This window comes from Rahnella sp. RFA10(1/100), assembly GCF_004195115.1.
Classification (GTDB): Bacteria; Pseudomonadota; Gammaproteobacteria; order Enterobacterales; family Enterobacteriaceae; genus Rahnella; species Rahnella perminowiae.
Window position 1 is genome coordinate 57,868 of sequence record NZ_SEWR01000003.1, and the last position, 19,666, is coordinate 77,533.

The window sequence follows — 19,666 nt, forward strand, 5'->3', positions numbered from 1 at the left end:
AGGCGGCTTTCCAGATTCTATGCACACCAGAAGAATAAATTTCTGCTGCGGATTGATAAAAATGCCGCTCAGTCTGTCAAATAAAGTGCCGCTTAGCCACGGATGACATCAGCCGTTCGCCGCTTTACTGTGACTTTGCTGAAAAAAAACGCGAAAAACACATTTTTCCGGATTGTTGGGACTTCCCCCGGCAAATGGCAATGTTATGATGTCGGCAAATTTTTGAGCACTATTCCCTTATTAATATTGAGAAAATACACATGCTAAAGAAAATTATTTTCCCTGTTCTGGCGCTCTTTATGCTGGCGGGTTGCGCTACCAGCACTAACACGCTGGATGTTTCCCCGAAAATTGTTCTGCCTTCCCAGGATCCTACCCTGCAGGGGATTACTATCAGCATTAATGGTGCTGACCAGCGTCAGGATCAGGCACTGGCGAAAGTGAACCGCGATGGTCAGCTGATTTCCCTGACCCCGTCACGTGATCTTCGCTTCCTGCTGCAGGAATCTCTGGAGAAGCAAATGACTGCCCGGGGCTACATGGTCGGTGCTGACGGTGCCGTTGATCTGCAAATTGTGGTGAACAAACTGTATGCTGACGTTCAGGAAGGGAACCTGCGTTATAACATCACCACCAAAGCCGATATTTCTATCATCGCGACGGCGAAAAACGGCAGCAAGCAGGTAAAAAACTACCGCTCGACGTATAACGTTCAGGGTGCACTGTCTGCGACTAACGCAAAAATCACCAATGCCGTTAACACCACACTAGGCGATGTCATCAGTGACATGGCGTCAGATACCAGCATCAGCGACTTCATCAAAGCAAACGCCCGTTAAGTTCAGCTGAAGTTTACATGATGAATTCTGCCCGGCTCGTCCGGGCAGAATGCTTTTTACAGCCAGCGATTATCTTTCCTGAAATGTATCCCTTCCTTTATTATGCATGTGCGCCACTCTCTCAACGGTTCGCAGGAACACAATTTTCATGATCAGTCAGTACTTTAAAATTTTCACGCAACGCAATACGGTCATTTTATTGCTTCTGGGCTTCGCTTCCGGTTTACCCCTGGCGCTGACGTCCGGCACATTGCAAGCGTGGATGACGGTCGAAAATGTCGACCTGAAAACCATCGGTATTTTTTCGCTGGTAGGTCAGGCCTACGTGTTTAAATTCTTATGGTCGCCGATGATGGATCGCTATACCCCCTCTTTTCTCGGGCGCAGACGAGGATGGCTGATCCTGACGCAGTTGCTGTTGGTCCTGGCGATTTTCGCGATGGGATTTATGGATCCCTCAAAAGACTTATTCTGGCTGGCTGCGCTGGCCGTACTGATCGCCTTCGCCTCGGCGTCGCAGGACATCGTTTTCGACGCGTATAAAACCGATGTACTGCCACCGGAAGAACGCGGAAATGGTGCCGCCGTGTCGGTCCTGGGTTACCGTCTGGCGATGCTGGTCTCAGGGGGACTGGCGTTATGGCTGGCTGACCGGTATCTCGGCTGGCAGCATATGTACTGGCTGATGGCGGGTCTGATGCTGATAGGCGTTCTCGCTACCCTGTTAGCACCGGAACCTCAAAACGCCCAACCCGCGCCTCGCAGTATTGAGATGGCTGTTATCTCCCCGCTTAAAGATTTTTTCGGCCGCAACAATGCCTGGCTGATTTTGCTGCTTATCGTCATGTACAAAATGGGCGATGCCTTTGCAGGTAGCCTGAGTACAACATTTTTAATCCGTGGCGTTGGCTTTGATGCCGGGGAGGTCGGGCTGGTAAATAAAACGCTCGGGCTGATGGCAACGATTATCGGCGCCTTATTTGGCGGAATGTTAATGCAGCGTCTGAGCATGTTCCGCGCACTCATGTTGTTCGGGATTTTACAGGCTGTTTCCAACGCCGGTTACTGGATCCTGGCCATTACCGATAAAGATTTAACCACCATGGGCGCGGCGATTTTCTTTGAGAACCTGTGTGGCGGTATGGGGACAGCTGCATTCGTGGCGTTGCTCATGACACTGTGTAATCGGTCATTCTCTGCCACCCAGTTTGCGCTGCTTTCAGCATTGTCTGCCGTGGGACGCGTATATGTCGGGCCGATTGCCGGATGGTTCGTTGAAGCTTACGGCTGGCCTTGGTTTTATCTTTTCTCGATTGTGGCCGCTATACCCGGCTTGTTACTGCTTGCAGTTTGCCGGCAGACTCTTGAATACACTCAAAAAACAGAGGCTTTCCTGCCACGCATTCACTTCGCCGCCCCGTACCGCTGGGCGTTACGTTGCATGCTGACGGGCAGCGTGTTATTGGTACTCTGGCTGCTCACGCTGATAATCGACAGTGCCGGATGGGCATCCTGGCAAAGTCTGGCGACAATCCTGTTACAAGCGGGTGCCATCATTTGCCTGACTGGCGTTATTTTAGGCAGCCTGCTCGATTTTTTATCTCTGCGCCGTACTGCACGTGCCTGATTTACCGCCATTCATTCGAAATGAATGGCGTATTTCATTTAACAAATTATCTCTACATATGAGGCAATAAATTAAATCCAGAAAAAATAATATTTTCAGGGATAATTTTCTTTCGTGCTTTTTGTGCTTTTATTTCACCTGCCGTCTACATTAATTTAACATTAATTAAACCTACCGATGCGATATCGCACGGTAATTATAATGTCAAAATCTGTCACTCCTTGTTTTTCATCACTATAGAAAAAAATCCATACGCAACATATTGTTGCCGACTGTAAATTGTCACGTTCCGTGACATGTGTGACTGCGTTAACATAAAGTGTCAACAGCGCTTTGACACTTGTTTAAGCGTGTTTACAGTCCTGCAACCTTCCCGTAAAATGCCCGCACACCTGAAGCGACAATAGAGCCCTAGTTATTGAGGTCGTTAGATGAGACTTAAGAAATACAATAAAAGTATTGGGATGTTGTCCTTATTTGCCTCCGCAGTAATGTTGAGCGGTTGCAATACGGCATTGATGGATCCCAAGGGAGCAATTGGACTTGAGCAGAGAACGCTGATTTTAACCGCTATCGGTTTAATGCTGATCGTTGTTATACCAGTTATTATCATGGCGTTTGCCTTTGCCTGGAAGTATCGCGCTTCCAATACAAAAGCAAAATACAGTCCTGATTGGTCCCACTCCAACAAAATTGAAGCCGTCGTCTGGACAGTTCCAATTATTATCATTGCCATCCTGGCAACGATTACCTGGAAAACCACCCACTCGCTTGATCCGTTCAAGCCAATTGTGACTGACCAAAAACCGATGACGGTTGAAGTCGTTTCTCTGGACTGGAAATGGTTGTTCATTTATCCAGAACAGGGCATCGCGACCGTTAACGAACTGGTTATTCCTAAAGATGTGCCTGTTCAGTTCAAAGTCACTTCAGACTCTGTGATGAACTCGTTCTTCATTCCTCAGTTAGGCGGGCAGATTTATGCGATGGCCGGTATGCAAACTCAGCTGCATTTGATTGCAAATGAAGCGGGTACGTATAAAGGCATTTCAGCAAGCTTCAGCGGCCGCGGCTTCTCAGGTATGAAGTTCAACACAATTGCGACTCCAACCCGTGCCGATTTCGACACCTGGGTAGCGAAAGTGAAAAGTGCACCGAATCAGCTGGCGACAACTGATGACTTCAACAAACTGGCTGTACAGAGCATCGACAACCCGGTCGAATACTTCTCTGTTGCAAAACCTGGTTTGTTTAAAGAAATCATTGGCAAATACTCCATGCATGACATGAAGGCAGCGCCGGAAGGTCATACCATGCCAATACCTGCAGGCGCTGACATGAAAGGCATGGATATGGGTGGACAGTCTCACGCAGCCGGAGCCGAGGAATAAAAGATGTTCGGAAAATTAACGCTTGATTCGGTTCCGTATCATGAACCGATTATCATGGTCACAGTTGCCGCAATTATTATCGGTGGTCTGGCAGTCGTTGCCGGCATCACCTATTTCGGTAAGTGGAAGTATCTGTGGACCGAGTGGCTGACCTCCGTCGACCACAAAAAATTAGGTATCATGTATATCATTCTGGCCTTCGTCATGCTTTTGCGTGGTTTTGCCGATGCCATCATGATGCGTAGCCAGCAGGTCCTTGCCTCTGCGGGCGAGCCGGGCTTCCTCCCCCCTCATCACTACGACCAAATCTTTACCGCGCACGGCGTGATCATGATTTTCTTCATGGCGATGCCTTTCGTAATCGGTCTGATGAACGTGGTTGTTCCTTTGCAAATCGGTGCGCGCGACGTTGCGTTCCCGTTCCTGAACAACGTGAGCTTCTGGTTTACCGCCGCGGCTGTTGTGCTGATCAACATCTCTCTGGGTGTGGGTGAGTTCGCACAGACCGGCTGGTTAGCTTATCCGCCACTGTCAGGTAAGGAATACAGTCCGGGGGTCGGGGTAGATTACTGGATCTGGAGTCTCCAGATATCCGGTGTCGGTACCTTGCTGACCGGTGTTAACTTCTTTGCGACCATCCTGAAGATGCGCGCACCGGGTATGCCGCTGATGAAAATGCCGGTATTTACTTGGGCCGCACTGTGCACCAACGTGTTGATTATCGTGTCCTTCCCGATTCTGACCGTGACTGTTGCACTGCTGACTTTAGACCGTTATCTGGGCACCCATTTCTTCACGAATGATATGGGCGGCAACATGATGATGTACATCAACCTGATTTGGGCCTGGGGCCATCCGGAAGTGTACATTTTGGTTCTGCCAGTATTCGGTGTGTTCTCGGAAGTGACCGCGACCTTCTCCAAAAAACGTCTGTTCGGTTACACCTCGCTGGTATGGGCAACCATCGCCATCACCGTGTTGTCGTTCATCGTTTGGCTGCACCACTTCTTCACCATGGGTTCAGGCGCTAACGTCAATGCCTTCTTCGGCATCATGACGATGATCATTTCTATCCCGACCGGGGTAAAAATCTTCAACTGGCTGTTCACCATGTATCAGGGCCGTATCACGCTTAACGCGGCGATGTTGTGGACTGTTGGCTTCATCATCACCTTCTCTGTAGGTGGTATGACCGGCGTTCTGCTGGCGGTTCCGGGTGCTGACTTCGTGCTGCACAACAGCCTGTTCCTGATTGCCCACTTCCATAACGTTATTATCGGTGGTGTGGTCTTCGGTTGCTTCGCAGGTCTGACTTACTGGTTCCCTAAATCCTTCGGCTTCACGCTGAACGAAAAATGGGGTGTGCGTTCATTCTGGTTCTGGATCATCGGCTTCTTCGTTGCATTCATGCCATTGTACGTACTGGGCTTCATGGGCATGACCCGTCGTGTCAGCCAGAACATCGACCCTGAGTTCCACCCGCTGCTGGTTGTTGCGGCATGCGGTGCTGCACTGATTGCCTGCGGTATCCTCTGCCAGCTGATCATGATCTTCGTTTCCGTTCGCGACCGCGACCAGAACCGTGATCTGACCGGCGACCCGTGGGGCGCACGTACTCTGGAGTGGTCAACATCTTCTCCTCCTCCGTTCTACAACTTCGCCATCGTGCCGCAAATTCACGACCGCGATGAGTTCTGGGACATGAAAGAGAAAGGTACCGCTTACAAGCAGCCTGCTAAATATGAACCGATTCATATGCCACGTAACAGCGGCGCCGGTTTCATCATCGCTATGCTGAGTCTGGTTTGTGGTTTCGCCTTAATCTGGGATATCTGGTGGCTGGCTGCAGTGAGCTTCATTGCCCTGGCTGCGACCTGGATTGCGAAAAGCTTCGACGAAGATGTTGATTACTACGTGCCAGTTGAAGAAGTGGAACGTATTGAAAACCAACATTATGAACAAATCCGTAAAGCAGGTGTGAAACATGGCAACTGATACTCTGACTCACCACGATGAGGCCCATGCTGAGCATGGGCACCACGATGCAGGTGCAACCAAAGTCTTCGGCTTCTGGATCTACCTGATGAGTGACTGCATTTTGTTTGCGAGCCTGTTCGCGACATATGCAGTGCTGGTAAACGGGACCGCTGGCGGTCCCTCTGGTAAAGACATTTTTGAACTGCCGTTCGTGCTGGTAGAAACCTTCTGCCTGCTGTTCAGTAGTATCACTTACGGCTTTGCCATGCTGGGCATGAACAAAGGCAACAAAGCCGCTGTTAACGGCTGGTTGTTCCTGACATTCCTGTTCGGTTTAGGCTTCATCGGGATGGAACTCTATGAATTCCATCACCTGATTGCTGAAGGCTATGGCCCGCAACGCAGTGGTTTCCTGTCTGGCTTCTTTGCACTGGTCGCCACCCACGGTCTGCACGTGACCTGTGGTCTGATTTGGATCCTGACGATGATGGTTCAGGTTTCACGTCGCGGTCTGACGGAAGTTAACAAAACCCGTCTGATGTGTCTGAGCCTGTTCTGGCACTTCCTTGACGTAGTGTGGATCTGCGTGTTTACCGTTGTTTATCTGATGGGAGCGATGTAATGAGTCATTCTGCTACTTCCCATGGTGGCGCAAGCCACGGCAGCCTGAAGTCATACGCTATTGGCTTCATCTTGTCGGTTATCCTGACGGTGATCCCGTTTGCCATGGTCATGACCGACACGGCATCACATTCACTGATTCTGGGTACCGTGGTTGCTTCCGCCATCATCCAGATCGTTGTCCATTTAGTGTTCTTCCTGCACATGAATACGTCGTCGGAAGAGCGCTGGAACCTGGTGGCGCTTCTGTTCACCGCTGTGATTATCTTTATCGTTGTTGTGGGCTCATTGTGGATTATGTATAACCTCAACCTCAATATGATGGTCAGTTAAAGAGCCGAGCTGCACGTGATGATTAAGCAATACCTGCAAGTAACGAAACCAGGAATTATTTTCGGCAACTTAATTTCTGTCATCGGGGGATTTCTCCTTGCTGCCAAAGGCAGCATCGACTTCCCACTCTTTCTCGCCACACTGGTCGGTGTTTCGCTGGTGGTCGCATCGGGTTGTGTATTTAACAACTTTATCGACCGCGACATCGACCGGATCATGGAAAGAACGAAGAACCGGGTCCTGGTGAAAGGGCTTATTCCGCCGAAAACAAGCCTGGTTTACGCGACCATTCTGGGTATTGCGGGCTTTGCGTTGTTGTATATCGGAGCAAATCCGCTGGCGATGTGGCTGGCAGTGATGGGCTTTGTGGTTTATGTCGGCATTTACAGCCTGTACATGAAACGCAACTCGGTATACGGCACGTTGATCGGCAGCTTATCTGGCGCAGCGCCACCGGTTATCGGTTATTGTGCCGTTTCAGGCCAGTTCGATACCGGTGCCCTGATCCTGCTTCTGATTTTCAGCCTGTGGCAGATGCCGCATTCGTACGCGATTGCCATCTTCCGCTTCAAGGATTATCAGGCTGCGGGCATCCCGGTGCTGCCAGTGGTGAAAGGCATTTCTGTCGCCAAGCATCATATTATCGTCTATATTTTGGCCTTTATGATTGCGACACTGATGCTGACCCTGAGCGGTTATGCAGGTTATAAATACCTGATCGTCGCCGCCGCTGTGAGTATCTGGTGGCTGGGTATGGCACTGAAGGGTTACAAAACGGAAAACGATGTGCTGTGGGCGAGGAAGCTGTTTGGTTTCTCCATCATCACTATCATGTCGCTGAGCTTCATGATGTCCGTGGATTTTAATTCTGCCCCGACATCATTGCTGACGTACGTTTGGTAACGCACACGTTCAGTGTAACCCGCTGAAATCACAGCTAAAGGCCAGTAGCAATACTGGCCTTTTCTTTTGCTCACTCTGACGGGCAAATTTCGTAATATCTGCTAAAGATCCATCGTTTTACCCAAGCCGGCTTAATCATTAAAATGTCGGATTGTTATTTTGAGGTAGTAATGTGAACGATAACCAGATGACCCCGCAGGAAAGTCGGGCTACATGGGGACTAGGGACTGTATTTTCTTTGCGCATGCTCGGCATGTTCATGGTGCTGCCGGTGCTGACCACTTATGGCATGAAACTGTCCGGCGCCAGCGAAACACTGATCGGCATCGCCATCGGTATTTACGGACTGGCACAAGCTGTTTTCCAAATCCCGTTTGGCCTGCTTTCTGACCGCGTTGGCCGCAAACCACTGATCGTCTTTGGTCTGGTCATCTTCTGTATCGGCAGCATTGTGGCTGCTTCCACCGAATCTATCTGGGGCGTGATCATAGGTCGTGCCTTGCAAGGCTCTGGCGCAATTGCAGCTGCCGTGATGGCCCTGCTTTCTGACCTGACCCGCGAGCAAAACCGTACCAAAGCGATGGCGTTTATCGGCATCAGTTTCGGTATTACCTTTGCGATTGCAATGGTTCTCGGCCCGATCATCACCCACGCCTGGGGCTTACACGCCTTGTTCTGGGCGATCGCGGCGCTGACCATTCTCGGTATCATCATCACCGTGGCCGTGGTGCCCTCCCCTGCCACGCACATCCTGAACCGTGAATCGAGCATGGTGAAAGGCAGCTTCGGTAAAGTGCTGAGTAACGCTAAATTGCTGAAGCTGAACTTCGGCATCCTGTGTCTTCACGTGTTACTGATGTCGAGTTTCGTGGTGTTGCCGCAAGTGATGGAACATGCAGGTTTCCCGCCGAGTGAACACTGGCGGGTGTATCTGATCACCATGCTGACATCTTTCGTTGCCGTCATTCCGGTGATCGTTTACGCCGAGAAAAAGCGCCACATGAAACAGGTATTCATGGGTTGCGTGATGGTGTTGCTGCTGGCTGAAATCGTGCTGTGGGCTGCTGGCCTGCATTTATGGGCAGTCATCGCCGGTATCCAGTTGTTCTTCCTGGCCTTCAACGTGATGGAGGCGATTTTACCCTCGCTAATCAGTAAAGAATCTCCCGCAGGCTATAAAGGCACGGCAATGGGACTTTACTCCACCAGCCAGTTCATCGGGGTAGCAATTGGTGGCAGCTTAGGCGGTTATGTTTACGGACACGCCGGTGCCGGTACAGTATTCCTGGTATGTGCGGCAATTGCCGTCGTCTGGTTGCTGGTTAGTTCTACTATGACTGAACCGCCGTATGTCAGTAGCCTGCGTATCACCTTATCTGAACTGGCAGTGAAAGATTCCGCCTTGCAGGCGCGGATCCTTGCACAGCCAGGTGTGGCTGAAGCCGTTGTCGTACCGGAAGAATTCAGTGCCTATGTGAAAGTGGATACCAAACAGACTAACCGTAAAGCGCTCGAACAACTGGTCAGCGCGGCCTGATTGCCCTCCTGACAAAAACACGCTGTGCTGGCAAACTGGCACAGCGTTTCACTTTTATCTCTGCCGCGTGACTCCCCTCACTTAAAAAACCTCAGTAATCATTATCCTCAGGAATTCCTTAACAAAAATTTTGTCAGTGATGACGGCTTTCGGGCCTTTTGAGGATCTCATGAAAACATATGCTCTCGTTGGCACCGGCGGTCGCTCGGGTTTATACATTGAAGCGATCACCGGCAAATACCGCCACAATGCAAAATTTGTGGCTTTCTGTGATACAAACCAGACGCGAATGGATTATGCGAACCGCCAGCTTGAGCAAAGTGGCGTCGCCCGGGTACCGACCTGGAAAGCGGCCGGTTTCAATACGATGCTCGACGAAACCAAACCGGATATCGTGATTGTCACCAGCATGGACCGCACGCATGATGATTACATCGTCCGCGCCCTGCACGCCGGTTGCGACGTCATTACTGAAAAGCCGATGACCATTGATGAACACCGGGCGCTGCGTATTCTGGATGCGGTCGATGCCACCGGTTATCAGGTGCGTGTGGCGTTCAATTACCGCTATGCGCCGCATCACAGCAAAATACGCGAACTGCTGATGCAGGATACTATCGGCGAAGTGCTGTCAGTTCATTTTGAATGGCTGCTCAATACCGAACATGGTGCAGATTACTTCCGTCGCTGGCACCGTGAAAAACGCAATTCCGGCGGCCTGCTGGTGCATAAATCCACCCATCATTTTGACCTGATGAACTTCTGGCTGAACAGTACGCCGGAAAAAGTGTACGCCCAGGGTGACCTGCGGTTTTACGGGAAAGAGAATGCTGAGAAACGCGGCATGACAGAATTTTATCCGCGTGCGCATGGCTACACACAGGCACAAAATGATCCGTTTGCACTGCATATGGCAAATAATGCCCAGCTTAAAGCGCTGTATCTGGATGCGGAACACGAAGATAACTACTTCCGTGATCAGAGTGTATTCAGCGAGGGCATCAATATTGAAGATACGTTATCCGTGCTGGTGAAATATCAGAACAAGGTGCAACTGACCTATTCACTGAATGCATATCTGCCATGGGAAGGGCTGAACGTGGTGTTTAACGGCACCCGGGGACGCATTGAAATGAAAATTGTCGAGATGTCTTACGTTAACGCAGGTGGGAAACGCGAAAAAGAAGGCAGCATTGAAAAAGCGGAAATCACGGTTTATCCGTTATTTGCCGAACCCTGGAAGGCACAATTCCAGCTGGGAGAAGGTGGTCACGGCGGCGGTGATAATGCGATGCTGGAAGACTTGTTCGGCGAGCGCAAAGAGGATCCGTTAAAACGTGCAGCCGATCATCGCGCCGGTGCCATGTCGATCCTGACCGGGATCGCCGGGAACCTGTCGATGCAGTATGACAAACCTGTTTACTTTAAAGATTTCGAGCTGGTGAAAAGACTACGCCAGCGCAAGTAACCCACAAAAAAGGGACGCAATGCGTTCCCATGTTAATTGCCAGAGAGCCAGGTAATTTGAGCGGCAGGAAGGCGGCAAATGAAGGAACCCGATGCGCTTACCGGAGTAAGTGATTCGGGTTACTGAATATGGTCAACACATCTGCCGCTCAAAGAACGACGGCTATCAGTCGCGGAAGTTTTTGAACTGGAACGGCTGGCCTAAATCGCCGTTACGGATGAGTGCCATCACAGCCTGTAAATCATCACGCGCTTTGCCAGTGACACGAACTTCGTCACCCTGAACCTGCGCCTGCACTTTAATCTTACTGTCTTTGATCAGCTTGACGATTTTCTTCGCCAGCGTGGATTCAATGCCGGAATGCAATTTTGCTTCAACACTGTAAGTTTTACCGCTGTGCTCCATCTGCTCCGGAATTTCCAACGCCCCGCCTTCAATACCACGTTTGGCTAACTTCTCACGCAGAATATCCACCAGCTGGTTCACCTGAAAATCTGATTCGCTGGCCACTTTAATACTCTCATTTTTTTCATTGAGATCGAAGCTGGCAGGAATATTGCGGAAATCCCAACGGGTTTGCAGTTCACGACTGGCATTTTCCACGGCATTACGCACTTCCTGCATGTCGATTTCGGAAACAATGTCAAAAGACGGCATAATCGCTTCTCCCTGTAGTTTTTGTGTTGCGTTATATGGCGTGCATAATACCGCCTTCAACCGCCGATGCCAAACGACAGCAAAGCACCAAACATTAAATGCTCCGGTGCTCATAAAGTGCAGGTGAAAATGTGATCTGTAGCACAAAAGTCTATACTAATAAGATAACCGGACAGCAGAATATTCTTTCAACTATCTTCTTCATGGTTCTATTTCGCCACGATTCCCGGGAGGCACAATGAAAATAACAGTATTGGGTTGCGGTGCGCTGGGACAACTCTGGCTTTCGGCTCTTTATCAGCAAGGCCACGACGTACAGGGCTGGATCCGCATTCCGCAGCCATTTTGTGCCGTCAACGTTATCTCGCCGGAAGGCATTGCTTTTAACCGCAATATGCCTACTAACGACCCGGAACATCTGGCACAAAGCGAATTACTGCTGGTTACGCTCAAAGCATGGCAGGTTTCCGGCGCGGTCAGCGCGCTGATGCCAAAGCTTGATGATAATTGCGCGATATTACTGCTGCATAATGGCATGGGTACTGTTGATGAATTACCGCCCCATCGTCTGGCCATTTTGCAAGGCGCGACGACCCATGCGGCACGTCATGAAAGCAACGCAATTGTCCATGTCGCAGCGGGTGTCACACACATCGGGCCGGTAACACCGCGCGGTGCTGCACTGAGTTCACTGGCAGATACGCTGCATAATGCGTTACCGGATATCGCGTGGCATGACAACATCAAATCATCGTTATGGAATAAACTGGCGGTGAATTGCGTCATCAATCCGCTGACGGCGATATACAATTGCACTAACGGCGATTTACTGGCCCATACCGCGCAGATTGAAGAAATCTGTCAGGAAGTCGCACAGGTGATGGCCATTGAAGGCGTTGAAATTCATAGCGAATCTTTACTCAGTTTTGTCTATCAGGTGATCGACTCGACGTCAGCAAATCATTCATCGATGTTGCAGGATATCCGCAGCCAGCGTCATACTGAAATTGATTACATTACCGGCTATGTCCTGCGGCGCGGACGGAAATATGGGCTGAATTTACCGGTGAATACCCGCTTATTTGAACAGATTAAGAGAAAGGAAAACGATTATGAGCGCATCAGTTCTGGTCTGCCTGGCACCTGGTAGCGAAGAAATAGAAGCCGTTACCGTAATTGATTTGCTGGTGCGGGCGGGCATTAACGTCATCACGGCCAGCGTCGCCGGCGATGGCAATCTGGAGATCCGCTGCTCACGCGGCGTGCGGATTCTGGCCGACGTCGCGCTGGTGGATGTCGCAGATGATGAGCATGACGTGATCGTACTGCCAGGCGGCCTCGCCGGTGCAACCTGCTTCAGTGAAAGCCCGTTGCTGGTGGAGAAAGTCCGACAGATGCACGTCAGCGGTAAAATCGTTGCCGCCATCTGCGCCGCTCCTGCGCTGGTGCTGGAATATCACGATTTATTCCCGGTAGGCAACATGACTGGCTTCCCGGGCCTGAGGGATAAGATCGACCCGAACAAATGGTCCGATCGTCGCGTAATTTTCGATCCACGCGTTAATCTTCTGACCAGTCAGGGACCGGGCACATCCATGGAGTTTGCCCTGAAGATTATCGATCTGTTGCTGGGTAAAACCAAAGCGGCAGAGATTGCCGCGCAACTGGTTCTTGCGCCGGGGATTTATAATTATACCGATGAAGGTGCCCGGGAATCCTGAACCATCAGATACCCGAAATAATTCGGGCTGTAGGGCAACCTGTTGAACTGCGCCTGCGCTGGCCCCGACGGGAAGAGGAAAGCCAGCGCACCTGCAGCCTGAAGGGTAAAAACTAAGGGCGATACACCTTAACGTTATCGAAACCCTGTTCTTTCAGATACAGCGCCTGCAAACGGCTCATGACGCCGCGGTCACAATATAACAGATAGGTTTTGCTCTGATCGAGAGAGCCAAACTGAGTGGCCAGTTTGTAAAACGCCAGCGGTTTCACTTCAACATTTTCCAGTGCCAGCGGTTGTGCTTCCACTTCATCCGGTGCGCGGACATCCAGAACGATGTCTGTTGAGATAAACTCCGCCACCGTTTCCACTTCCGGTACGACTTCGGCTGCCTGCGTAGCGATTTCGCGAATATCGACATTGCGCGCCTCACTGACCACTTTATCCAGCACGTCAAAATCGAACATTGCTTCTTCAGCTTCGATCTTGGCTTTCACCGCCTTCACCGTCGGGCTTTTCGAAATCACTCCACAGTATTCAGGCATGGTCTTGGCAAAATCTTCGGTACCGATTTCACGGGCAATCCTGATGATGTGCTCTTTATCGTGAGAAATCAGCGGGCGCAGGATGAGCGTGTCCGAAACATTGTCAATCAAACGCAGATTGGTCAGTGTCTGGCTGGACACCTGCCCCAACGCCTCACCTGTCACCAGTGCCTGGACGCCGTAGCGCTCAGCGATAGCAGACGCCGCTCGCACCATCATGCGTTTCAGCACCACACCCATCTGGCCGTCTTCGACTTTTTCGAGTATTTCACCCACTACCGGTTCGAAATCAACCGCGATAAAACGCACACGATGCGAGCTGCCAAAACGGTTCCACAGATAATGAGCCACCTGTTTTACGCCGATTTCATGCGCGGCACCGCCAAGATTAAAGAAACAATAATGCACACGACAGCCACGACGCATCAGCATATAACTGGATACGCCGGAGTCAAAGCCACCGGAAATCAGTGACAGCACATCTTCCTGTGTACCAATCGGGTAACCGCCCTGACCTTCGAGGCGGCTTTTTACCAGCACCAGTTTATCGTCGTTAATTTCCAGTTTCACCGTGACCTGCGGAGCGGTCAGGCTCACACGGGCCGATTCGATGTGCTGATTCAGACCGCCGCCGACATAGCGCTCAACTTCAGTAGACGTGAAGTCATGTTTGCCACGACGTTTAACACGCACGCAGAAAGTTTTGCCTTCTACTTCAGTGCGATAAGCTTCCAGCGCCTGCTCAAAGATATTGTGAACGTCGGTATAAGGACGGTCTTCAACTTCTTCCACATAACGGATACCCGGAATGCGGCAGAGCAATTCCTGAATCAGGTCGTGTTTACTTTCGTCTTTACTGCGAACTTCGATATGATCCCAGTGGCGAACCACCGCCAGCGTCTCATCATGCGGTCGCACAATATTGCGAATGCTGCTTGAGAGGATCTTAATAAAGCGCAAACGCACAGATTGGCTCTTGATGGTGATTTCAGGGAACAATTTAATGATAAACTTCATGGCAGTCTTTTGTTAGCGGGTGAAAAAACGGGGTAGTAAGTCGCTGAATAAGGATCTAGGATCCTATTATTGCTAAGCCAAATGTTCATTATGTGTCACATTGGGCTTAGCAATAATATCTGCGGCGCAGAGTATATCACTTAAAATGGGTACTCTGTGCACAAAACCCTGTAGCCGATCTCATACTGAACAGGAATGTCTCTTGAGGCTGAGCGCTGAGTCTGTCGCCTCAGTACTTCGATCATCCGTTCTGATCAACGATATTAAAAGAGAATTATGTCAAAAAAATCTGCATCACCTGCCAATTTTGAAACGGCTCTGGCCGAACTGGAACAGATTGTTTCCCGCCTTGAGTCGGGCGAGCTACCGTTAGAAGACGCACTCAACGAATTTGAGCAAGGCGTCCAGCTGGCACGTCAGGGGCAACAAAAGCTGCAACAGGCAGAACAACGCGTTCAGATCCTGCTCGACAGCGACAACGATGCTCCGCTGACGCCGTTCACCCCAGAAGCCGAGTAACGGGTCATGTCTGAAGCGATCTCTCTCTCCAGCGCTGGCGGATTTACCCGTGAACTGCGCGCAATGCAAAAGCGTGTCGATGAGGTACTAACAGCCTATGTCAGCGCACAGCCGCTGGCAGATTTACCGCTGGTTGAAGCCATGCGTTACGGCGCGCTGCTGGGGGGTAAACGTCTGCGTCCATATCTTGTTTACGCCAGCGGCCAGTTGTTCAGCCTCGATCTGAAAAATCTCGATGCGCCTGCGGCTGCCGTGGAATGTATTCATGCCTATTCACTGATACATGATGATTTACCGGCCATGGACGACGACGATTTGCGCCGTGGTCAGCCAACCTGCCACATTAAATTTGGCGAAGCTAATGCGATTCTGGCGGGCGATGCCCTGCAAACGCTGGCGTTTTCTATTCTGGCTGACAGCGAAATGCCGGATGTTGCCATAAAAGATCGTCTGGCGATGATTTCCGAACTGGCCCGCGCCAGCGGAGTCAGCGGTATGTGTGGTGGTCAGGCTCTGGATTTAGCTGCGGAAGGCCAGCAGGTTGGCCTGGAGGCGCTGGAAAAAATTCATCGTCATAAAACCGGTGCGCTGATCCGCGCCGCTGTGCGCATGGGCGCGCTGGCAGCCGGTGAAACCGGACGTGCCGTTTTACCGATACTGGATAACTACGCGCAGGCCATTGGTTTAGCATTTCAGGTTCAGGATGATATTCTGGACGTGGTTGGCGATACCGCTACGCTCGGTAAACGTCAGGGTGCTGACCAGCAACTCGGGAAAAGTACCTATCCTGCCCTGCTGGGGCTGGATGGCGCGAAAACCAAGGCCGCAGACCTGTATCAGGAAGCCGTTTCCGCACTGGATCAGTTGGCCGCACTTTCCTACAACACGGCGCCACTTCTCGCGTTAGCCCGCTTTATCATTGAACGCGATAATTAAACTTACTATGAGCAACTGATGAGTCTTGAATTAGCGAAATACCCGACACTGATGCTGGCGGAGAATCCTGAAGATCTCCGCTCACTTCCTAAAGAGAGCTTATCTAAGCTCTGCGATGAGTTGCGCCAATATTTATTGGCCAGCGTCAGTCAGTCCAGCGGACACTTTGCGTCCGGTCTGGGGACGGTTGAACTGACCGTGGCGATGCATTATGTCTATAACACACCGTTCGATCACGTTGTCTGGGATGTCGGCCATCAGGCCTATCCGCACAAAATTCTGACCGGTCGCCGTGACCGTATTTCTACCATCCGTCAGAAAGGCGGTCTGCACCCGTTCCCGTGGCGTGGTGAAAGCGAATACGACACCCTATCCGTCGGTCACTCATCGACCTCAATCAGTGCAGGTCTCGGCATGGCTGTCGCGGCTGAACGTGAAGGTAAAGGCCGTCGCACCGTGTGTGTGATTGGCGATGGTGCGATCACAGCAGGTATGGCGTTTGAAGCGATGAACCATGCGGGCGACATTAAACCCGACATGCTGGTGATCCTCAACGACAACGAGATGTCGATTTCCGAAAACGTCGGGGCGCTAAATAACCACCTGGCACAACTGCTCTCCGGCAAACTGTATTCGCGTCTGCGTGAAGGCGGCAAGAAGGTCCTGTCTGGCCTGCCACCGATTAAAGAACTGGTGCGCCGAACCGAGGAACATCTGAAAGGCATGATGGTGCCAGGCACGTTGTTTGAAGAGTTGGGCTTTAACTATATCGGGCCGGTAGATGGTCATGACGTGCTGGCGCTGACGCAGACGCTGAAAAACATGCGGGACCTGAAAGGCCCGCAGTTACTGCACATTATGACTAAAAAAGGCAAAGGCTACGCGCCAGCCGAAAAAGATCCCATCAGTTTCCATGCGGTGCCTAAATTCGATCCGGCTTCCGGCACGTTGCCGAAAAGCAAAGAAGGTCTGCCGACCTATTCGAAAATTTTCGGTGACTGGTTGTGCGAAACCGCCGCCAAAGATAGCCAGCTGATGGCCGTTACGCCGGCGATGCGCGAAGGCTCCGGTATGGTGCGTTTTTCACGCGAATATCCGCAACAATATTTCGATGTGGCCATCGCCGAACAGCACGCCGTCACCTTTGCGGCAGGCCTGGCGATTGGCGGATACAAGCCGGTTGTGGCGATCTATTCAACGTTTCTGCAACGCGCTTATGATCAGGTTATCCATGATGTAGCGATCCAGAATCTGCCGGTACTGTTTGCTATCGACCGCGGTGGCATCGTCGGCGCTGATGGTCAGACGCATCAGGGCGCGTTCGATCTCTCCTTCCTGCGCTGCATCCCGAACATGACCATTATGACGCCGAGCGATGAAAACGAATGTCGCCAGATGTTGCATACCGGTTATCACCATAACAACGGGCCGGTTGCCGTACGCTATCCGCGTGGTAATGGTACCGGTGCTTCCTGTGAACCGCTGGCTTCTCTGCCCATCGGGAAAGGCGTCGTGCGTCGTGAAGGCGAAAAGATAGCGATCCTGAACTTCGGTACATTGCTGCCGGAAGCGCTGGCCGCAGCAGAAAAACGCAACGCCACCGTCGTTGACATGCGCTTTGTAAAACCGCTGGATGAAGCGCTGATTCAGGAACTGGCCGCCAGCCATGAAGTGCTGGTCACGCTGGAAGAAAACGCCATCATGGGCGGCGCGGGCAGCGGCGTAAATGAACTGTTGATGTCCAGGCGAATCCTGGTGCCTGTACTGAATATCGGTCTGGCGGACAGCTTTGTTGCGCAAGGTACACAGGACGAAATCCGTCATGATTTAGGGCTGGATGCCGAAGGCATTGACCGTCAGATAACTGACTGGCTGGCCTGATTATTCCCCCTCTTTCTTCCTGAAAGAGGGGTTTTCCCCTCCGATTTCCTTTTCAGTCACACGAGCCTGCCCTGCTTTAAGCTACAGTTATAGCGTGCTAATCATTTTCACGATTTTCTGTTATCACTTCATGCTTACCAGGAGACATCATGCAATACATTACGCTCGGAAAAACCGGTATGAAAGTTTCCCGCCTGTGTCTCGGCTGTATGACTTTTGGCGAACCGGATCGCGGCACCCACGCGTGGACACTGCCGGAAGAGAGCAGCCGTCCTATCATCCGGCAAGCGCTGGATGCGGGGATTAATTTTTTTGACACCGCTAACAGTTATTCTGACGGCAGCAGCGAGGAAATCGTCGGCCGTGCCCTGAAGGATTTTGCCAGGCGCGATGAGATTGTCGTGGCGACTAAAGTGTATCACGCGGTCACCGGCTTAAAACCCGGGCTTTCACGGGCCTCGATTATGCAATCCATCGATGACAGCCTGCGCCGTCTGGACATGGATTATGTCGACCTGTTGCAAATCCACCGCTGGGATTACGAAACACCGATAGAGGAAACGCTGGAGGCGTTGAATGACGTAGTAAAAGCCGGCAAAGCGCGTTTTATTGGCGCGTCTTCCATGCATGCACATCAGTTCAAACACGCATTAGATGTCTCTGAGCAAAATGGCTGGGCGGGTTTTGTCTCAATGCAGGATCAGTACAATCTTATCCAGCGTGAAGAAGAAAACGAAATGTACCCGCTGTGCCTGGAAAGAAATATTGCAGTGTTGCCCTGGAGTCCGCTGGCACGCGGTAAACTCACGCGTCCGTGGGGAGAAACCACCGCCCGTTCAGTTTCCGATAATTTTGCCAAAACGCTGTATGACGCGACCGATGAGGCCGACGGTAAAATCGCTGAGCGTGTCGGGAAAATAGCGGAAGATCATGGCGTATCACGAGCGCAGATCGCCCTGGCGTGGATCTTAAGTAAACATATCGTTACCGCGCCTATAATCGGTGCTTCGCGCCCCGCTCATCTGGAAGATGCCATCGCCGCACTGGAGGTGAAACTTTCCATTGAGGAAATCGCCGAGCTGGAAATGGCGTATGTGCCGCATCAGGCGACCGGTTTCCAGTAATCTGAGATGACAAAAAAGGCGTTACCAGGCCAATCCTGTAACGCCTTTTCACTGCATGGTCACGAAGATCAGAACAGGCCCAGCGGCCAGTGATGCCCGACCAGATAGATGATAGCCGCGCCAAGCACACCGGCGACCACATCATCGATCATAATACCCATTCCGCCCTGTACGTTGCGGTCAAACCAGCGGATGGGCCACGGCTTCCAGATATCCAGCACACGGAAAACGATAAATCCGATCAACACCCAGCGCCAGTCATTGACCGGGATCGCCATCAGTGTGATCCACATACCGACAAATTCATCCCATACGATACTGCCATGGTCATGAACCCGCATGTCGCGCGCGGTCTGGCGGCAAAGATAAACCCCGATACAAATGCTGAACATAACGATCATCGAATACACCTGCCATGGCAGGTAGGTCATGACAATCCAGAACGGGATCGCGGCGACGGAGCCCGCCGTGCCAGGGCCAACAGGGAATAAACCGCTGCCAAAACCTGTCGCCAGCAAATGCCACGGATTACGCAGATCCAGACGCTTTTTGGCCGCAGCCATGTCCTGAA

General features: G+C 51.4%; 18 protein-coding genes. 15 read left to right on the top strand and 3 right to left on the bottom strand.

Annotated elements, in window-relative coordinates; all coding sequences use genetic code 11:
- Window positions 1–260: 260 nt before the first annotated feature.
- From ETV65_RS10655 to ETV65_RS10695, 9 genes are all read left to right on the top strand, one after another.
- The gene (locus ETV65_RS10655; protein WP_129952839.1) at window positions 261–839 is read left to right on the top strand and encodes a lipoprotein; all 579 of its coding nucleotides are present in this window, start codon (window positions 261–263) and stop codon (window positions 837–839) included.
- A 148-nt stretch (window positions 840–987) separates the two neighbouring features.
- Window positions 988–2,466: a muropeptide MFS transporter AmpG gene (ampG, locus tag ETV65_RS10660; RefSeq protein WP_129952840.1), complete on the top strand. Its 1,479-nt coding sequence runs from the start codon at window positions 988–990 to the stop codon at window positions 2,464–2,466.
- Between the two features lie 431 nt (window positions 2,467–2,897).
- The gene (cyoA, locus tag ETV65_RS10665; RefSeq protein ID WP_129952841.1) at window positions 2,898–3,857 is read left to right on the top strand and encodes a cytochrome o ubiquinol oxidase subunit II; all 960 of its coding nucleotides are present in this window, start codon (window positions 2,898–2,900) and stop codon (window positions 3,855–3,857) included.
- Between the two features lie 3 nt (window positions 3,858–3,860).
- Complete coding sequence (gene cyoB, locus ETV65_RS10670; protein WP_013576646.1) at window positions 3,861–5,852, top strand: cytochrome o ubiquinol oxidase subunit I; 1,992 nt, start codon at window positions 3,861–3,863, stop codon at window positions 5,850–5,852.
- The gene (locus ETV65_RS10675; RefSeq protein WP_013576647.1) at window positions 5,842–6,456 is read left to right on the top strand and encodes a cytochrome o ubiquinol oxidase subunit III; all 615 of its coding nucleotides are present in this window, start codon (window positions 5,842–5,844) and stop codon (window positions 6,454–6,456) included. The genes cyoB and ETV65_RS10675 overlap by 11 nt, the downstream gene beginning before the upstream one ends.
- On the top strand, window positions 6,456–6,788 hold the full coding sequence (locus tag ETV65_RS10680) for a cytochrome o ubiquinol oxidase subunit IV (protein ID WP_013576648.1): 333 nt from the start codon (window positions 6,456–6,458) through the stop codon (window positions 6,786–6,788). The genes ETV65_RS10675 and ETV65_RS10680 overlap by 1 nt, the downstream gene beginning before the upstream one ends.
- An 18-nt stretch (window positions 6,789–6,806) precedes the next feature.
- Window positions 6,807–7,691, top strand: a complete 885-nt coding sequence (gene cyoE, locus ETV65_RS10685; protein WP_129952842.1) for a heme o synthase — start codon at window positions 6,807–6,809, stop codon at window positions 7,689–7,691.
- Between the two features lie 172 nt (window positions 7,692–7,863).
- The gene (locus ETV65_RS10690) at window positions 7,864–9,228 is read left to right on the top strand and encodes an MFS transporter (RefSeq protein WP_129952843.1); all 1,365 of its coding nucleotides are present in this window, start codon (window positions 7,864–7,866) and stop codon (window positions 9,226–9,228) included.
- Between the two features lie 169 nt (window positions 9,229–9,397).
- Entirely contained in the window at window positions 9,398–10,696 is a 1,299-nt protein-coding gene (locus ETV65_RS10695; protein WP_129952844.1) for a Gfo/Idh/MocA family oxidoreductase, read from the top strand.
- A 165-nt stretch (window positions 10,697–10,861) separates the two neighbouring features.
- On the opposite strand, the gene ETV65_RS10700 is transcribed toward ETV65_RS10695, so the two are convergent.
- Complete coding sequence (locus ETV65_RS10700) at window positions 10,862–11,353, bottom strand: YajQ family cyclic di-GMP-binding protein (protein ID WP_129952845.1); 492 nt, start codon at window positions 11,351–11,353, stop codon at window positions 10,862–10,864.
- 238 nt (window positions 11,354–11,591) lie between these two features.
- Here ETV65_RS10700 and panE point away from each other — a divergent pair, with 238 nt between their 5' ends.
- Both panE and yajL read left to right on the top strand, forming a co-directional pair.
- Complete coding sequence (gene panE / locus ETV65_RS10705; protein ID WP_129952846.1) at window positions 11,592–12,503, top strand: 2-dehydropantoate 2-reductase; 912 nt, start codon at window positions 11,592–11,594, stop codon at window positions 12,501–12,503.
- Complete coding sequence (gene yajL, locus ETV65_RS10710; protein ID WP_129952847.1) at window positions 12,466–13,074, top strand: protein deglycase YajL; 609 nt, start codon at window positions 12,466–12,468, stop codon at window positions 13,072–13,074. The genes panE and yajL overlap by 38 nt, the downstream gene beginning before the upstream one ends.
- 112 nt (window positions 13,075–13,186) lie before the next feature.
- Here the strand turns inward: yajL and thiI are convergent, their stop codons facing one another.
- Entirely contained in the window at window positions 13,187–14,635 is a 1,449-nt protein-coding gene (gene thiI, locus ETV65_RS10715) for a tRNA uracil 4-sulfurtransferase ThiI (RefSeq protein ID WP_129952848.1), read from the bottom strand.
- Window positions 14,636–14,911: 276 nt separating this feature from the next.
- On the opposite strand from thiI, the gene xseB reads away from it, so the two are divergent.
- From xseB to ETV65_RS10735, 4 genes are all read left to right on the top strand, one after another.
- Window positions 14,912–15,154 (top strand): exodeoxyribonuclease VII small subunit, encoded by a 243-nt coding sequence (xseB, locus tag ETV65_RS10720; protein ID WP_129952849.1) that lies wholly within the window; start codon window positions 14,912–14,914, stop codon window positions 15,152–15,154.
- 6 nt (window positions 15,155–15,160) lie between these two features.
- Entirely contained in the window at window positions 15,161–16,090 is a 930-nt protein-coding gene (gene ispA, locus ETV65_RS10725; RefSeq protein WP_129952850.1) for a (2E,6E)-farnesyl diphosphate synthase, read from the top strand.
- Window positions 16,091–16,108: 18 nt separating this feature from the next.
- On the top strand, window positions 16,109–17,971 hold the full coding sequence (dxs, locus tag ETV65_RS10730) for a 1-deoxy-D-xylulose-5-phosphate synthase (RefSeq protein ID WP_129952851.1): 1,863 nt from the start codon (window positions 16,109–16,111) through the stop codon (window positions 17,969–17,971).
- A gap of 149 nt (window positions 17,972–18,120) precedes the next feature.
- Complete coding sequence (locus ETV65_RS10735) at window positions 18,121–19,095, top strand: aldo/keto reductase (protein WP_129952852.1); 975 nt, start codon at window positions 18,121–18,123, stop codon at window positions 19,093–19,095.
- A gap of 68 nt (window positions 19,096–19,163) precedes the next feature.
- Here ETV65_RS10735 and pgpA read toward each other — a convergent pair whose 3' ends face one another.
- On the bottom strand, window positions 19,164–19,658 hold the full coding sequence (pgpA, locus tag ETV65_RS10740; protein ID WP_129953312.1) for a phosphatidylglycerophosphatase A: 495 nt from the start codon (window positions 19,656–19,658) through the stop codon (window positions 19,164–19,166).
- Window positions 19,659–19,666 lie beyond the last annotated feature (8 nt).

What these genes read in the sequence shown, in the direction of transcription:
- ETV65_RS10655 (WP_129952839.1), top strand. Translation starts at nt 261, where the DNA reads ATGCTAAAGAAAATTATTTTCCCTGTTCTGGCGCTCTTTATGCTGGCG.
- ampG (WP_129952840.1), top strand. Translation starts at nt 988, where the DNA reads ATGATCAGTCAGTACTTTAAAATTTTCACGCAACGCAATACGGTCATT.
- cyoA (WP_129952841.1), top strand. Translation starts at nt 2,898, where the DNA reads ATGAGACTTAAGAAATACAATAAAAGTATTGGGATGTTGTCCTTATTT.
- cyoB (WP_013576646.1), top strand. Translation starts at nt 3,861, where the DNA reads ATGTTCGGAAAATTAACGCTTGATTCGGTTCCGTATCATGAACCGATT.
- ETV65_RS10675 (WP_013576647.1), top strand. Translation starts at nt 5,842, where the DNA reads ATGGCAACTGATACTCTGACTCACCACGATGAGGCCCATGCTGAGCAT.
- ETV65_RS10680 (WP_013576648.1), top strand. Translation starts at nt 6,456, where the DNA reads ATGAGTCATTCTGCTACTTCCCATGGTGGCGCAAGCCACGGCAGCCTG.
- cyoE (WP_129952842.1), top strand. Translation starts at nt 6,807, where the DNA reads ATGATTAAGCAATACCTGCAAGTAACGAAACCAGGAATTATTTTCGGC.
- ETV65_RS10695 (WP_129952844.1), top strand. Translation starts at nt 9,398, where the DNA reads ATGAAAACATATGCTCTCGTTGGCACCGGCGGTCGCTCGGGTTTATAC.
- ETV65_RS10700 (WP_129952845.1), bottom strand. Translation starts at nt 11,353, where the DNA reads ATGCCGTCTTTTGACATTGTTTCCGAAATCGACATGCAGGAAGTGCGT.
- panE (WP_129952846.1), top strand. Translation starts at nt 11,592, where the DNA reads ATGAAAATAACAGTATTGGGTTGCGGTGCGCTGGGACAACTCTGGCTT.
- yajL (WP_129952847.1), top strand. Translation starts at nt 12,466, where the DNA reads ATGAGCGCATCAGTTCTGGTCTGCCTGGCACCTGGTAGCGAAGAAATA.
- thiI (WP_129952848.1), bottom strand. Translation starts at nt 14,635, where the DNA reads ATGAAGTTTATCATTAAATTGTTCCCTGAAATCACCATCAAGAGCCAA.
- xseB (WP_129952849.1), top strand. Translation starts at nt 14,912, where the DNA reads ATGTCAAAAAAATCTGCATCACCTGCCAATTTTGAAACGGCTCTGGCC.
- ispA (WP_129952850.1), top strand. Translation starts at nt 15,161, where the DNA reads ATGTCTGAAGCGATCTCTCTCTCCAGCGCTGGCGGATTTACCCGTGAA.
- dxs (WP_129952851.1), top strand. Translation starts at nt 16,109, where the DNA reads ATGAGTCTTGAATTAGCGAAATACCCGACACTGATGCTGGCGGAGAAT.
- ETV65_RS10735 (WP_129952852.1), top strand. Translation starts at nt 18,121, where the DNA reads ATGCAATACATTACGCTCGGAAAAACCGGTATGAAAGTTTCCCGCCTG.
- pgpA (WP_129953312.1), bottom strand. Translation starts at nt 19,658, where the DNA reads ATGGCTGCGGCCAAAAAGCGTCTGGATCTGCGTAATCCGTGGCATTTG.